The organism is Sinorhizobium sp. RAC02, from assembly GCF_001713395.1.
In the GTDB taxonomy this organism is placed as follows: Bacteria; Pseudomonadota; Alphaproteobacteria; order Rhizobiales; family Rhizobiaceae; genus Shinella.
This window is the reverse complement of sequence record NZ_CP016452.1, coordinates 41486-55739: the sequence shown is the minus strand read 5'-3', so window position 1 is coordinate 55739 and position 14254 is coordinate 41486. Positions and strand designations below refer to the sequence as shown.

Below are 14254 nucleotides of genomic sequence, written 5' to 3'. Positions count from 1 at the left end.
GAGATCGAATTCCTCGATCGGGGCGATACTTTGGCAAAAAGCCTGCTGAAACTTTACTTAATTGTAACATGACCCAGACCGATGGGCCGGCCTATAGATGGCGCCAGGCTGGATGCCGCCGGCGGGACGGAAACCGCGACGCGACGACACCGGACAGCCTGAAGGGGAAGCATTGCTTCCCCGTTTATCGAGAATACGCATCATGCGCTCGACATTCAAAACCGTCGCCTTCGCCACAATCGCGCTCTCGCTTGCCACCGGTGGCGCTTTCGCCGCCAGCCGGCATGAAAGACACGAGAGCTTCAGGGGCGAGATGGACGGACACGATTGCGGATCTCTCGTCCAGGCGACCCCAAGCGAATGACGGCGGACATCCGCCAGTCGCACGGCCTGCCGAAGGGTGAAAACGGCGCCGTCGTCGAAGGCTTCAATCCCGACCGGCCGGCGGCCGATGCGGGTTTGCAGCCGGCGATTTCATTCTCTCGGTGAACCAGAAGGCCGTCGGATCGGTAAGTGAGGCAAAAACGGCCGTGGCCGTGGCCGGCAAAACCGGCCGCAAGACCGGGCTCCTGATGCAACGCCAGAACGAGCAGACCTTTGTAACCGTCCCGTTATCGATTGTGTACGTGACCAATCCCGCCCGGTAGACGCCGGGAAGGGTTCCTCCATCGTCCGGCCGCTTCGCGACAGCCGCAATCTACGATGGCTTTTGTTTCGCATCCAGTCTGGTCGCGTTAGCTTAACGCTTACTCCCGCGGCCGAGACGCCATCGCAGAAACAATTTGGTTCTGCTGGTTTGCGCTGAAGTGCACCGGCTTTGCCGGAGGCAACGATTCATGAGCAGCAACGTCTATGACAACCAAGACGGTGGATAAATTCTCTCCTGAAGCCTGCAATCGCAAGGGTGAGCGACCCCGCGCAAGTTCAGGCGGAGCCGGTGAGGCGTTTCGTCCAATCCTCGACCCGATTGCTTTCCAGCCGTCGGGCGGCGTGGCTGCGCCAGCTGTCGGCAAGGCACTCGAGCGCGGCGATGCCGGCCAACTCCGAGTGGTTGAGCGGATCGATGTAGAAGGCACGCCAGATGCGCGTCAGCGTCCATTCCGGCGCACGACGCTCATGCAGGATAAGGCGGTCGGCGGGCGAGACGGTGCCGGGTGTGAGCACCCGGTAATACCAGCCGGTTCGTCCGGTCGACTGCACCAGGCGCGCCATCTCCGTTCGGCCGAAGCGCTCGTTCAGCTTCCAGCAGGGCTGCCGCCCCTGGCTGACCTCAAGGACCGCGGTGCCGAGCTCGAAGACATCCCCGATCGCCACCATGCTCTCCGTCAGTCCGACCGTCGAAAGGTTCTCGCCGAAGGCGCCGGGGCCGGCAAGAAGGGGATGCGGCCCGAGATCGCTCGTCCACTCGGCATAGTGTTCGAAGGGGTAGTGGTGCACGGCCTTTTCCAGCCCCCCATGCCGCACCGTATCACCCTGCATGTCGCCGGTAAGACCGGTCTTGGTCAGAGCAAGCGCATGGTCGACCGGCGATTTCACGATGCCGCTTGGCACGCCGCGTGCGCCCAGCGGCGCGACGCTGCCGATGCGCAGGCTGAGCAATGCGACTTCCGTCATGGCGTGACAACCGACGGTGTCGGTATGGCGCAGCGGCCATCGGTGCAGGTGTCATCCCCGGCTGCGGTGGACTGTACCGGGGGAGCGGAAAGTGCCATGGCGATCCGTGCTCCGACGGCGATGTCGTCCTCCACGCCGAAAGCCTGGTGCAGGATGGTGCCGTCCCGCCCGATCAGCACGGAGGAGGGGGTTCCGCGCAGCCCGAAGCGCTGCATCGTCACCGGAATATTCGATCCCTCTTGGGCCTTGTCGATGCCGACCGGGGATTTCAGCCGGTACTCGTGGAGGAATGCCTTGAGGGTGATCGGTGACATGGCTGCATGGTGTTCGAAGACCGTGTGGATGCCGAGGACCTGCAGATCCGTGTGGGCGAAGACGCGCTCGATGCGCTGGACCTGCGGAATGGCCTGCGCCACGCAGCCGGGGCAGAGGAGCTGGAAACTGTGCAGGAAGACCGGCCGCCCGCGCAGGCCGGCGAGTGTCAGCGGGACCGGTGTGTTGAACCATTCGCTGATCGCGAGTTCCGGGGCAAGTGGCGTCTCAGGCGTGGTCATGGTCGCCTCCCGCTATGATGACAACGGCCGGGCCGGGCGTACCCGTTGCATTGCAGGGGCCTGTGAGGGTAAATCTCGGCATGTTCTTTCCTTTCATTTGCCTGGAGGGGAGGAATGGCCGGTCCGGCAATGGCAGTTGCCGGACCGGCACGGGGTCATTTGGCCGGCACGACCTTGCCGGGCAGGCTGAGATCACCCGAGGCCACCTTGAACACGTTGCTGACGCACAGCAGCGGCGCATGCAGGTTGCCGTTGACCTTCAGACCCGCCGTCACGCCGTCGAATGAAGCACCCTTGATGCCGCCGATCAGCGAGAGGGGAATGGCCACATCCACCGTATCGCCCTTGAAGCTGGTCGGATATTCCGGGCTGTCGATGAGCAGCGGAACGCCGGGCCAGGTCTCCGGCACCTTCGGCTTGGTACCTTCGGGGATGTCGATCACCTTGAGGCCACCGCCGCAGGCCTTGTCCTGTGCCAGCACCACCCAGTGCGGATGCCAGACATGGCGGTTCTTGCCCCCCTTGGCCGCATCGTCGAAATCCGGGTGGAAGGTGACGGCGAGCGCGACGATGCCCTGACCCTTGTCGAAGCCGATCTCGCCGCTGTCGAGACTCGTCGGCCAGACATAGGCATAGACACTGGAGCCCTCGAACTTGCCCGTCGCATCGGGCTTGTCCTTGCCCGCCTCGCCGCGCACGCGGGTGGTGAAGATCGCGCTATCACCTTTGGTGACGATCGTCGTCTCGATGATGTCGAACGCAGCCTCTACCGCCTCGGCGGGCTCTGCCTTGATGGAATGGGCGGAGGCTGTCGTCAGCCACAGCAAGGCCGTTCCGGCGGCGAGGGCGCCGGTTGCAAATCTGCCGAACATGATGGTCTTCCTTTCGTTTGCCTGGAGGGTTGGAACTATCCCGCTTGAAAGGCATCCCAGGTGGCAGCCCGGGATGCGGGATCGGCTTCATCGTGATCGCGGCAATCGACGCGCAACGCGCGCTGGCCGAAGGCGGCATCGACGAAATGACAATGATGGGGGCGCGTGGTATCCGCATGCGCGAAGGGCGAGAAATGGCGACAGGTCACGCACATGCGCTGGACGGGGATAGCCTCCGCCACTTGCAGATGCCGGATCATCTTGACGAGGGTGAGGAGGAGTTCTTCCTGCTCGCGTTCATCGAGCGCGCCAAGGGCCTCGGCGGCAAGGCCATTGCCGGTGCCCGAGGCGGAAAGGGCTGCAAGGCCCGCCGCCGTCGGCACCACGCGCACCGCGCGCCGGTCGCTCGCCTCCGGCCGCTTCTCCAGATAGGCCTTGCGCTCCAGGGCATTGATCGAATCCGTCGCCGTCGGCTGCGAAACGCCGAGATGGGCGGCGATCTCGCGCACGCCAAGGCCGTCCACCCCGCGTCCTTCCAGCAGCGTCAGGATGGCAAGCTGCGTCGGGTTGAGCCCACTCGCCTTCGACCGGTTCCATTCGTCGATGCGCATGGCCATGCCGACGCGGGAAAGGCCTTCGCGAAGGCGTTCGGTGATGGAATGTGAGTCTGTGGGCGTCTCCATGAGAAAAATATATAGGAGTCCTATATATAATCAAGACTGCAAAAAATAATCTCGGGACGGAACGGGTAACGTTCAGAATCCTGAGCCAACGTCAAACGAAGCATGAACAGCACTGTGAGTTCTCAGAAAGGTCCGCTGCCGGATCGCAAACTTCTAAGAGCCTGTTTGACAATTAGCTTTTGCGTCTCTGCTTGAATCACGCTTTTGATGTGGACGGATTAGGCCGGGGCCGGATGGCCAAGATCAAGGAGAAGGCGTAGCACTGTCTCAGCGACCCGACATTCTCACGGAGATGGCTCGGACGCAGCCCACGATATTCTCCCATCTCGTCCCAGTAAGTCGAGAGCCGGGCCTAGGATGGTGTTAGTGACACGAGCACGAGAGCTACCAGCTAGTTGATGGCGAGGTGGCCGTATCGAGTTGCGATGCCCGCCAGTTCTTAAGTCGGCAGAAGAGGCGCTCGATGACCACCATAGCCAAGCGCTTCAAATTCGCCGAAGACTAACAGCAAAACCGTACCGCTTTCGCCATGTCACCTCAGTTCGTCATGGCGCTGTTTTTCGTCCCGGAAATCGTCATGGGCATCGGGATGCTCTTGCGGGCGAACACAGTGCTATTCATCTCCAACACGACCGTGCCGGTCGTGTTGCCCTATGTCGTGCGGCTTGTCGTTGCCAATCTGCAAGGGACGGATCCGAACCTCGAAAGCGCGGCGATGCTGCTGGGCGCCCGGCCCCACCAAGCCTTCCTGCATATCACCCTGCCGCTTCTGGGCAAGGGCCTGCTCGGCGCGGCGGCTTTCGCGTTCGTCATGTCGTTCCACAACTTCACCGCGACGATGTTCCTGGTGGGCAACAGCCCGACCTTGCCCGTGGCCGCCTATCAATACATTCGCACGGAAAATGATCCCACGGTCGCCGCGCTCTCGACGCTGATGATGCTTGGCGTGGTGCTTGCGGGGCTGACGGTCGATCTTCAGGGGAAGCGCGTTCTCGACGGCGTGGACCTCAAGATCGAGGCGGGCGAGATCGTGGCATTGCTCGGCCCCAGCGGCTGCGGCAAGACCACCATGTTGCGCGCCATCGCCGGGTTGCAGGCGCCGCTCAAGGGCGACATTACCGTCGGCGGAAAAACCATGACCGAGGTATCGCCCTACCGGCGCAATGTCGGCATGGTTTTTCAGAACTATGCGCTCTTTCCGCATATGACGGTCGCCGACAACGTGAGCTTCGGCCTGCGCATGAAGAAGGTGGCGGCGGCGCGGCGCGATGCCGTGCTTACCGCAAGCCTTGCCATGCTGGAGTTGACCAACCTGCGCGATGCCTATCCCGCACGACTTTCGGGTGGCCAGCAGCAGCGCGTCGCCATTGCCCGCACCGTTGCGACGGAGCCGTCCGTGCCGCTGCTCGATGAGCCGCTCTCGGCGCTCGACAAGAAGCTGCGCGAGGGTATGCGTGCGGAACTGCGCGCCCTGCTGAAAAAGGTCGGCATCACCGCCATCATCGTCACCCACGATCAGGAGGAGGCTCTCGCCATCGCCGACCGCATCGCCGTCATGGACGGTGGCCGCATCGCCCAGGTCGGCACCGGCGCCGACCTCTATCACAAGCCGAACAGCCGCTTCGTCGCCGATTTCATCGGCTACATGAACTATTTCGAAGGCACCACCGGAAGACAGACGGATGGTCTGCTGGCTGTCGCCGCCGGAAAGAACATCTCGGTCCGGGCACCGTGTGCACAAACGATTGGGCAGGGCAAGCGTGTGCTGGTCGGCGTGCGGCCGGAGGCCATCCGCCTCGCCCCGGAAGGGCAGGCCGCCGCCGCAGGCGCCAACGCGATACCCGCAAAACTCGTCAGCACGGAATTTCTGGGCGTCGTTACCTATCTGCGCTTCGAGGATGGTTTGGGGATCGAGCGCATGGTGATCCGCAGCGGGCAGGATCACGATCTGACCGTTGCCGAGGGTGGCGCTGCCAACTGCAATGGCCGGAGCAAGCCGGCATTGTTATCGCGGCCTGATCGGCTCCCGGCCGGTGGGGTCGGCCTGTAGCGCCCGCCCGCCGGGGGCGGGAGACTTGCAGGCAGCAGATCGGGCGGCACCGCGTCGCCCGATCCGGCAATCACAAAACTGTGCCGCAGGAGAAAAATCTTGCCCGGGGGTGAGAGAAACAGGGTAGTCGGTCGTCATAGTCAAAAGAACGACACCGAAAGCATGCCCAATGCCTAAATTCATCCTGCCCGATCTCATCAAGCGCTTTGCCGCCTACTATCGTCCGCATCGCGGCCTCTTTGCGCTCGACTTCTCCTGCGCGGTGGCCGCCGGGCTTTTGGAGCTTGTCTTTCCCATCGTCGTGACGCTCTTCATCGATCGGCTGCTGCCGACCGGGCAGCTCGATCTCATCGCGCTTGCCGCGCTCGGCCTGTTCCTGATCTACCTCACGAATGCCGGCCTCCAGGTCATCGTCACCTATTGGGGCCACATGGTGGGCATTCGCATCGAGGCCGAAATGCGCCGCAAGGCCTTCGACCACCTGCAAAAGCTCTCCTTCGGCTATTTCGACAACCAGAAGACCGGCAATCTCGTCGCCAGGCTGACGAAGGACCTCGAAGAGATCGGCGAGGTCGCCCACCATGGGCCGGAGGACCTGTTCATCGCCATCATGACGCTGGTCGGCGCTTTCTTCCTGATGCTCTGGGTGCATGTGCCGCTGGCGCTGATCACCGCCATCATCCTGCCGGTGACGGCCATCGTGACGATCCGCTACGGCAAGCGCATGACGACGACATGGCACGCCATCTACGGCCGCGTTGCCGATTTCAACGTGCGCATCGAGGAGAATGTCGGCGGTATCCGCGTCGTGCAGGCCTTTGCCAACGAGGACCACGAGCGCAATCTCTTTGCCGAGAACAACCGCAACTACCTGGCGACCAAGCTCAAGGCCTACAAGGTCATGGCGGCGTCCGCGTCGCTGTCCTATCTTTCGATGCGCTTCGTGCAGGTCGTGGTGATGCTGGCCGGCGCATGGTACGTGACACGCGGCGAGTTGACGGCCGGCGGCTTCGTTGGTTTCTTGCTGCTGGTGGGCGTCTTCTTCCGGCCGATCGACAAGATCAACTCGATCATCGAGACCTATCCGCGCGGCATTGCGGGCTTCCAGCGCTATGCCCAATTCCTCGACACGGAACCCGACATTGCCGACGAGACGGGCGCGGTGGCGGTCGAGAGGCTGCGCGGCGATATCACCTATCGTGACGTGGTGTTCGGCTATCGTGCCGACCGGCCCATCCTTCAGGATATAGACCTTTTGATCCGCGCCGGCGAAACCATCGCCTTCGTCGGCCCCTCCGGCGCCGGCAAGACGACGATCTGCTCGCTTTTGCCGCGCTTCTACGAGGTCGTCTCCGGCGCGATCCTCATCGACGGCATCGACATTCGGGGCATGACGCTGAAATCCCTGCGCTCCAACATCGGCATCGTGCAGCAGGACGTCTTCCTCTTTGCCGGCTCGATCCGCGAAAACATCGCTTATGGCCGGCTCGACGCGACGGAAGCGGAGATCGCCGAGGCCGCCCGGCGGGCACGGCTCGAAGACGTAATCGCCAGCCTGCCGGATGGACTGGACACGCTTATCGGCGAGCGCGGCGTCAAACTCTCCGGTGGGCAGAAGCAGCGTCTGGCGATCGCCCGCATCTTCCTGAAGAACCCGCCGATCCTGATTCTCGATGAGGCGACCTCCGCGCTCGATACCGAAACCGAACGGGCCATCCAGCAGTCGCTCGCCGAGCTTTCCGCCGGCCGCACCACGCTGGTCATCGCCCACAGGCTCGCCACCATCGCCGGTGCCGACCGCATCCTCGTCGTCGATGATGGACGTATCGTCGAAAGCGGCAGCCACGCCGACCTCATCGCCCGCAAGGGCGGCCGCTACAGCAACCTTCAGGCCGCACAGGCGACAGGCGGGGCGTCCCTCGTCGCGTCTTAGCGATTCTGATTGCGGCATCGCAAACAATGCGACAATTCGGCGACCCGGGGAGACTATCCACGCCGATGGGCGATTGGTATGTCTTGCGGGACGAGGGCTCGATGAAAAAGCATTTGCAACAGCGCAGGACCGCAGTGGTGGCATTCGCCATCGCCGTCCTGCTATCGTTGCAAGCCCTTTTCGGCTCGGCCGCTTTGGCGGGGACGGTTGCCAATCCGACGCTCGATGCGTTCGGCAATCCGCTCTGCATTACCCATATGGACGCGCAGGACCCGGCCTCTGCGCCGGGCAAGGAGCGCTCGCTGGCTCCCGATTGCTGCACGCTTGCCTGCGGCGTTGCCGTCGGCATGACGCCGGACAATCAAGCCGACGCCGTCCTGTTCAATCCGCTTGCCCAGCCCTCGCAGCGTTTGGTCGCCGGCCATGCCGTGCCTGTCCGGCCGGTCCATGACGACCTTCCCGGTCATCCACGCGGCCCGCCCGCGACCGCCTGATCACTGCCGCGTTCCGCTCCGAAACGATGACTTGCCTCGAATGCGGCTCCATGCGGCTGCCGGCTATCATCCGTCTTGTCGCCGACGGCGATGCGTGCAGCCCCAACTTCAACCGATCCAAATATTCCTGCCGGCTGCTGGCCGGTTCCATTGGAGACTGACAATGCTGAAAAGAACGCTTACCGCTCTTGCCGTCCTGACGCTTGGCGCGGGCACCGCCCTTGCCCACGTTTCGCTGCAACTGAAGGAAGCCCCCGTCGGCTCGACCTACCGGGCAATCTTCCAGGTGCCGCATGGCTGCGAAGGCAAGCCGACGACTGTCGTGCGGGTGCAGATCCCCGAGGGCGTGATCGCGGTCAAGCCGCAGCCGAAGGCCGGTTGGACGCTGGAAAAGGTCAAGGGCGCCTATGCAAAATCCTATGACTACTACGGCACGCCGACAGGCGAAGGAGTGAAGGAGATCGTCTGGAGCGGTGGGAGCCTTGGCGACGACGAATATGACGAATTCGTACTGCGGGCCTATCTGACGAAGGACCTGAAGGCAGGCGAGACGCTCTATTTCCCGGTTGTGCAGGAATGCCCGGATGGCTTGGCCGAACGCTGGATCGAGCGACCGGCAGACGGCCAGTCGGTGGACGATCTTGAGCTTCCCGCGCCCGGTGTGAAGCTGCTTGAGGCCGTCAGCGGTCATTGAGCCTCCAAAAGGCCGGCGCCGTCGGGCGCCGGCCGAACCTAGCCTTCGGAGAGTGTTCGTGCGCAACCGCAGCCCCGGTCGAACCGGCCTTCTGGCATTTCTTGCCGGCATCCTCTGGTGCTGCCTGACGGCGGCGGCATTCGCGCATGCCTCGCTGACGGGGGCGGTTCCGGCCGACGGCGCGGTGATCGATACGCCGCCGAAAACCCTGTCGCTGTCCTTCAGCGAACCGGTTTCGCCACTCGTGTTGAAGCTCGTCCTGCCCGATGGGCAGGCACGAGTGCTTGACACGTTTACCCTTCGCGACCGCACGCTGGAAATCAAGGTCCCCGAGGATCTCGCGACCGGAACCCACGTGCTCACCTGGCGCGTTGTGTCCGAGGATGGGCATCCGGTGGCAGGCTCCACGCTGTTTTCGATCGGCGTCGCGGGCAACGCGCCGCAAGCGGCCGAAGAGGCGGCGGACGGGCCGGTGAAAACCGCGCTTTGGCTGGCGAAGGTCGTCATTTATGCCGGCCTTTTCTTCGGCATCGGTGGGATTTTTGTCCTTCACTGGCTGATCCCCGGAACGGACAGTGGCCCGCGACTTGTCGTGGCGACAACGCTGCTCGGGCTGGCCGCGACTGTGCTTTCCCTCGGCTTGCAAGGGCTTGATGCACTAGGCGTGCCGCTCGCCGGTCTCTTCGACCGGGCGGTGTGGACGGCCGGCATGGAGACGAGTTTTGGCGCGACGGTCCTGCTTCTCTCGGCAGCGTTCTGTCTGGCGCTCGTCGCAATGCGTGCCAGGGGCGCCGCGCCGCGCCGCGGGCTGTCTCTTTTGGCCTTGCTTGCGGGCAGCGGCGCATTGGCGCTGAACGGCCATGCCAGCGCGGCGGCACCGCAATGGCTGATGCGACCGGCCGTCTTTCTGCATGCGGTGACGATTGCGATCTGGATCGGCGCGCTCCTGCCGCTGGCATGCGCCCTGCGGCGAGACGTCGACGCCGGTCGCCAGACACTCCGCCGCTTCTCCCGGCTGATCCCGCTTTGCGTTATCGTCCTCGTTGTCGCTGGCGTGCTGCTGGCCGCGGTTCAGGTTCGTGAGCCTGCGGCGCTCTTGTCCACCGCGTATGGCAAGGTGCTGCTGGCAAAGCTGGCCTTGCTGGTCGTTCTGTTTTCACTGGCCGCCGTCAATCGCTGGGGCCACACCGGACCCGCCATGGTGGGGGACCGGCAAGCGGCGCGGCGTCTTGGCCGGGTAATCGTTGCCGAAATGCTGATCGTTCTGGCGATTTTTGCCGTCGCCGCGGCGTGGCGGTTCACGCCGCCGCCCCGCGCGCTTGCGATGGCCGCCGCCCAGCCCGTTTCGGTCCATATCCATTCGGACAAGGCGATGGCGGAGGTCATCGTCACCCCGGGACGCGCCGGGCCGGTCGCGGTTTCTGCCCTCGTCCTTTCCCCCGATTTCACGCCGCTCACCCCGAAAGAGGTCGTCTTCGTCTTCTCGAATCGTCAGGCCGGCGTTGAGCCGATGCGCCGGAAAGCCGAATTACGGCCGGATGGCACTTGGAACGCCACGGACGTCGTGCTTCCCCTGGCCGGTAAATGGCAGATGCGCATTGATGTTCTGATCAGCGATTTCGAGCTGGTGCGCCTGCAAGAGGACCTCGAGATCCGGCCATAGAAGAAAGCGCGTGGGCGGCAAAACGGGGCGAAACTGTGCTATCGGAACGGGTCTGCAACTGATTCCCGGCCGACATGGAAACCTCACTCTACCTGCCCGTCAAAACCTTTCTCGAAAGCGCCGGCTATACCGTCAAGGGTGAGATTGGCCGCTGCGATCTGGTCGGGTTGAGCGAGGGTGATCCAACTGTGGTGGTCATCTGCGAATTGAAGCTCGCCTTCAATCTGGAGCTGATCCTGCAGGCGGTGGACCGCGCCGCCGTTTCGGACGAAGTGTGGATTGCCGCGCGCATCTCCGCCAAGGGGCGCGGGCGCGAGGGCGACAAGCGCTACCGCGATCTCTGCCGGCGGCTGGGATTGGGAATGCTCGGCGTGTCCGACAAGGGCGAGGTGAGCATTCTCGTCAGTTCCGTCTCGCCCATGCCGCGCACCAATCCGAAACGCCGCACGCGGCTGGTCAGGGAACACCGCAAGCGCATCGGCGATCCAGCGCTAGGCGGCTCGACAAAGGTTCCGATCATGACAGCTTATCGCCAGCAGGCGCTGGCCTGCGCCGCCGCCCTTGCCGACGGACCGCTGCGGCCGCGCGATCTGAAAACCGTGACCGTCACCGCCGGGCAGATCCTGCTCAAGAACTATTACGGCTGGTTCGAGAAGGTCGACAAGGGGCTTTACGGCCTCAGCGACAGTGGCGCCGAGGCCCTGAAGACCTGGCAAAAGCCTCTCTGACCGACTACGTCGCCCAGATGCACATCAAGGGTGCAATCCATGCCGCTGACGCATAGGTGGCCTGACGGATCAGCGCTGCATTAAAACGATTGAAAGGCGTAAATTCAAACCTTCGAAACGACGCCGGAGCCAAGTGTGGTTGCTGACGTCAAAGGAACCTTGGAAAGGGATCATCATGAACGTCGCTCGCTCTTTCAACAATTGGCGCATGTACCGTCAGACCGTTGCCGAACTCGGCCGGATGTCTACCCGTGAACTGCAGGACCTCGGCATCGAACGCGGCGATATCCACACCATCGCCCGGGCATCGTTCGCGCGCTGATCGCGTGCAGTTTCCCGAATTTCTGCCGCCTTGCGCCCGCTCATGAAGCGGGCGTTTTTGCGTGCCCGCCTTGCCGTTCCGGCGCCTCCGGCGCGCCGTTTTAACCCAGCGGCTGTGTCATGTGCCGCGTGCATAGCTGCACTGCAGCATAAATGATGTTCAATCGCGCCGATTGGCGTATGCTTCTTTTCATCGAAGCCATGCACCTCCTCCCGCAGGGCTTCGAATTGCAGACGGTCCCCTCCTCCTCCCAGGAACGTCTGCAGGAACGGCGACACTCCTCCTCCCAGTCGCTGTTCGGTTCTTTTCGAAAAGCCTGCCGCACCTCCTCCCGCGGCAGGCTTTTTCGTTTTCGGGATGGGCTTCCGAGCCATCAGCATCGGGCCTTGCTTGTCATCCGGCGCCATCGCGGCCGAGCGGCCATGGTAGTCGGCAAGCTTGCCCGACGACGGCTGATCGCCCACCGTTCGGCAACGGCGCTGGTCGCCGCGAAGCCTGCAGGTCTACGCCTTTGACCTACCCGAAACCAAACGTGCCGATGTTATCGACAACCACTTCGGTATGACAGATCCCTACCGCTGGTTGGAGAACGACGTCCGCCGCGATCCGGAAGTCGCCGCCTGGGTCGATGCACAAAGCCGCATCACCCGGTCGCATCTTGCGGACCTGCCTGGACGGGACGTTTTTCGTGCGCGGCTGACCACACTGTTCGATTACGAACGTCTCACCGCTCCGGACAAGAAAGGCAACCGCTATTTCTTTACCCGCAATTCTGGTCTCGACAACCAGGAGACCCTTGTTGTGCGTGAAGGCATGGACGGGCAGGACCGTGTGCTGATCGATCCCAATAGCTGGTCGGAGGATGGCGCGAACGCGCTGGCGGAGTGGTCGGCGTCGGAAGACGGCGCGCGTGTCGCCTTTGCGACACAGGATGGAGGTACGGACTGGCGAACCATCCGTGTCCTGGACGTCGAAATCGGTGCGTTGCTGGAGGACGAGGTCGCGTGGGTTCGGTTTTCGTCCATCTCCTGGGCGACGGACGGAACGGACTTCTTCTATTCCCGCTTTCCCGAACCGGAAAAGGCAAAGGTCTTCGAGGCGGCCGTCGCAGGGGATGTGGTCTACTTCCACGCGCTCGGAACGCCCCAGTCCCAGGACCAGTTCATCTACGCCACGCCCGAGCAACCGCATCTCCTTCATTTTGCCGGCGTCACCGATGATGGCCGCTATGTCGTCATCTACTCTTCGCCTGGTTCCGGCGGCAGCGCGCTGACGGTGTTGGACCTGACGGGCGAGGATCGGAAGCCCCATGCCATCGTGGAGGATTTCGAGCACTACTGGTCGGTTGTCGGAAATGTCGGGACGAAGCTCTTTCTCACCACGCAGAAGGGCACGGAGCGCGGAAAGATCGTGGCGCTGGACCTCGGTGACACACAGCCCGACTTTACCGACATTGTCGCGGAGAGCGAGGCGGTCCTCAGCCGCGCATCCTTGCTCGGCGGCCGGCTCATCGTCTGCTATTTCGTCGATGCCAAGACGAAGATCGAGCGTTTCAAGCTCGACGGAACGCCGGATGGCGTCATCGACCTTCCCGGCATTGGCAGCGCCGGAGGGTTTCACGGACGCGCGGCGGATGACGAAGCCTTCTTCGTCTTCACCAGCCACAACGCGCCCACGACGATCTACCGCTACGACGTGGCCACGAATACAAAGTCTCCCTGGGCGGAGCCGAAGGTAGCAATCGACCTCGATCGCATCGTCGTCGAGCAGCGCTTCTATCCCTCGAAGGACGGCACGAGGGTGCCCATGTTCATCGTCCGGCGCGCAAAGACGTCACCGGTCCCGCGCCGACCCTGCTGTATGGCTATTGGGGTTTTGTCATCAGCATGATCCCCTTCTACTCGCCCGCCTCGTTGGCTTGGGTGGAGCAAGGCGGCGTTTTCGCCGTCGCGAGCATCCGGGGTGGTGGGGAGTACGGCAAGACATGGCATGACGCGGGGCGTCGCGAGAACAAGCAGAACGTCTTCGACGATTTCATCGCGGCCGGCGAATATCTGAAGGCTGAAGGCATAACGTCGCCTGACGGTCTCGCCATCCAGGGTGAGTCGAACGGCGGTCTTCTAGTCGGTGCTGTGGTCAACCAGCGGCCGGATCTCTTCGCGGTCGCCCTTCCCGGCGTCGGTGTGATGGACATGCTGCGCTTCCATCGCTTCACCGGCGGCAGTTGTGGATGCAGGACTTCGGAGACCCGGCGAAGGAAAGCGATTTCCGCAACCTCCTGTCCTACTCGCCCTATCACACTATCCAGGCGAACGGAGCGTATCCGGCGATCCTCGTGACGACGGCAGATACCGACGACCGCGTCGTCCCGGGTCACAGCTTCAAATATGTCGCAGCCTTGCAGGCCGCCGATCTGGGTGCCCGTCCGCGCCTGTTGCGCGTCGATACCCGCGCCGGCCACGGCGCCGGAAAACCGACCGACAAGATGATCGAGGAATTTGCCGACATGTGGGCTTTCGCAGCCCGATGGACAGGACTCGAAATAGAGGACCGGACGTAACCGGTTTCGACAGAATTCGGCCGAAGAGCAATGCTGACCTCTCCAGGGATCTCAGGTGGTCGCTGGAGAGGCGCACCGTGAGAAATT

At 63.1% G+C, this 14254-nt stretch carries 14 protein-coding genes and 1 pseudogene; 11 read left to right on the top strand and 4 right to left on the bottom strand.

Annotated elements, in window-relative coordinates:
• The first annotated feature begins 202 nt into the window (after positions 1–202).
• Positions 203–364, top strand: coding sequence for a hypothetical protein (locus BSY16_RS32510; RefSeq protein ID WP_171902466.1), 162 nt, complete (start codon positions 203–205; stop codon positions 362–364).
• Positions 361–489 (top strand): hypothetical protein, encoded by a 129-nt coding sequence (locus BSY16_RS32825; RefSeq protein ID WP_286157305.1) that lies wholly within the window; start codon positions 361–363, stop codon positions 487–489. The genes BSY16_RS32510 and BSY16_RS32825 overlap by 4 nt, the downstream gene beginning before the upstream one ends.
• Positions 490–924: 435 nt before the next feature.
• Here the strand turns inward: BSY16_RS32825 and BSY16_RS21345 are convergent, their stop codons facing one another.
• From BSY16_RS21345 to BSY16_RS21330, 4 genes are all read right to left on the bottom strand, one after another.
• Positions 925–1614, bottom strand: a complete 690-nt coding sequence (locus tag BSY16_RS21345; RefSeq protein ID WP_069061911.1) for an MOSC domain-containing protein — start codon at positions 1612–1614, stop codon at positions 925–927.
• Positions 1611–2168 (bottom strand): redoxin family protein, encoded by a 558-nt coding sequence (locus tag BSY16_RS21340; protein ID WP_069061910.1) that lies wholly within the window; start codon positions 2166–2168, stop codon positions 1611–1613. The genes BSY16_RS21345 and BSY16_RS21340 overlap by 4 nt, the downstream gene beginning before the upstream one ends.
• A gap of 155 nt (positions 2169–2323) precedes the next feature.
• Entirely contained in the window at positions 2324–3040 is a 717-nt protein-coding gene (locus tag BSY16_RS21335) for a hypothetical protein (RefSeq protein WP_069061909.1), read from the bottom strand.
• A gap of 35 nt (positions 3041–3075) precedes the next feature.
• Positions 3076–3723 (bottom strand): MarR family winged helix-turn-helix transcriptional regulator, encoded by a 648-nt coding sequence (locus BSY16_RS21330; protein WP_069061908.1) that lies wholly within the window; start codon positions 3721–3723, stop codon positions 3076–3078.
• Positions 3724–4300: 577 nt separating this feature from the next.
• On the opposite strand from BSY16_RS21330, the gene BSY16_RS21325 reads away from it, so the two are divergent.
• The 9 genes and pseudogenes from BSY16_RS21325 (at position 4301) to BSY16_RS21285 (ending at position 14167) form a co-directional block, all read left to right on the top strand.
• Positions 4301–5773 (top strand): ATP-binding cassette domain-containing protein, encoded by a 1473-nt coding sequence (locus BSY16_RS21325; RefSeq protein WP_286157304.1) that lies wholly within the window; start codon positions 4301–4303, stop codon positions 5771–5773.
• 169 nt (positions 5774–5942) lie between these two features.
• Complete coding sequence (locus BSY16_RS21320) at positions 5943–7706, top strand: ABC transporter ATP-binding protein (RefSeq protein ID WP_069061906.1); 1764 nt, start codon at positions 5943–5945, stop codon at positions 7704–7706.
• Between the two features lie 101 nt (positions 7707–7807).
• The gene (locus BSY16_RS21315) at positions 7808–8200 is read left to right on the top strand and encodes a hypothetical protein (protein WP_150130093.1); all 393 of its coding nucleotides are present in this window, start codon (positions 7808–7810) and stop codon (positions 8198–8200) included.
• A gap of 163 nt (positions 8201–8363) precedes the next feature.
• Positions 8364–8894: a YcnI family copper-binding membrane protein gene (locus tag BSY16_RS21310; RefSeq protein ID WP_069061904.1), complete on the top strand. Its 531-nt coding sequence runs from the start codon at positions 8364–8366 to the stop codon at positions 8892–8894.
• Between the two features lie 184 nt (positions 8895–9078).
• A complete protein-coding gene (locus tag BSY16_RS21305; RefSeq protein WP_286157303.1) occupies positions 9079–10557 on the top strand; it encodes a copper resistance CopC/CopD family protein in 1479 nt (492 codons plus the stop codon).
• A 74-nt stretch (positions 10558–10631) separates the two neighbouring features.
• Positions 10632–11285 carry a DUF2161 domain-containing phosphodiesterase gene (locus tag BSY16_RS21300; protein WP_069061902.1) on the top strand — a complete coding sequence of 218 codons (654 nt, stop codon included), beginning with the start codon at positions 10632–10634 and terminating at the stop codon, positions 11283–11285.
• 175 nt (positions 11286–11460) lie between these two features.
• Positions 11461–11607 carry a DUF1127 domain-containing protein gene (locus BSY16_RS21295; RefSeq protein ID WP_069061901.1) on the top strand — a complete coding sequence of 49 codons (147 nt, stop codon included), beginning with the start codon at positions 11461–11463 and terminating at the stop codon, positions 11605–11607.
• Positions 11608–11759: 152 nt separating this feature from the next.
• The gene (locus BSY16_RS32505; protein ID WP_069061900.1) at positions 11760–12122 is read left to right on the top strand and encodes a hypothetical protein; all 363 of its coding nucleotides are present in this window, start codon (positions 11760–11762) and stop codon (positions 12120–12122) included.
• Between the two features lie 46 nt (positions 12123–12168).
• Positions 12169–14167: pseudogene (locus BSY16_RS21285) on the top strand (prolyl oligopeptidase family serine peptidase).
• The last annotated feature ends 87 nt before the right edge of the window (positions 14168–14254 follow it).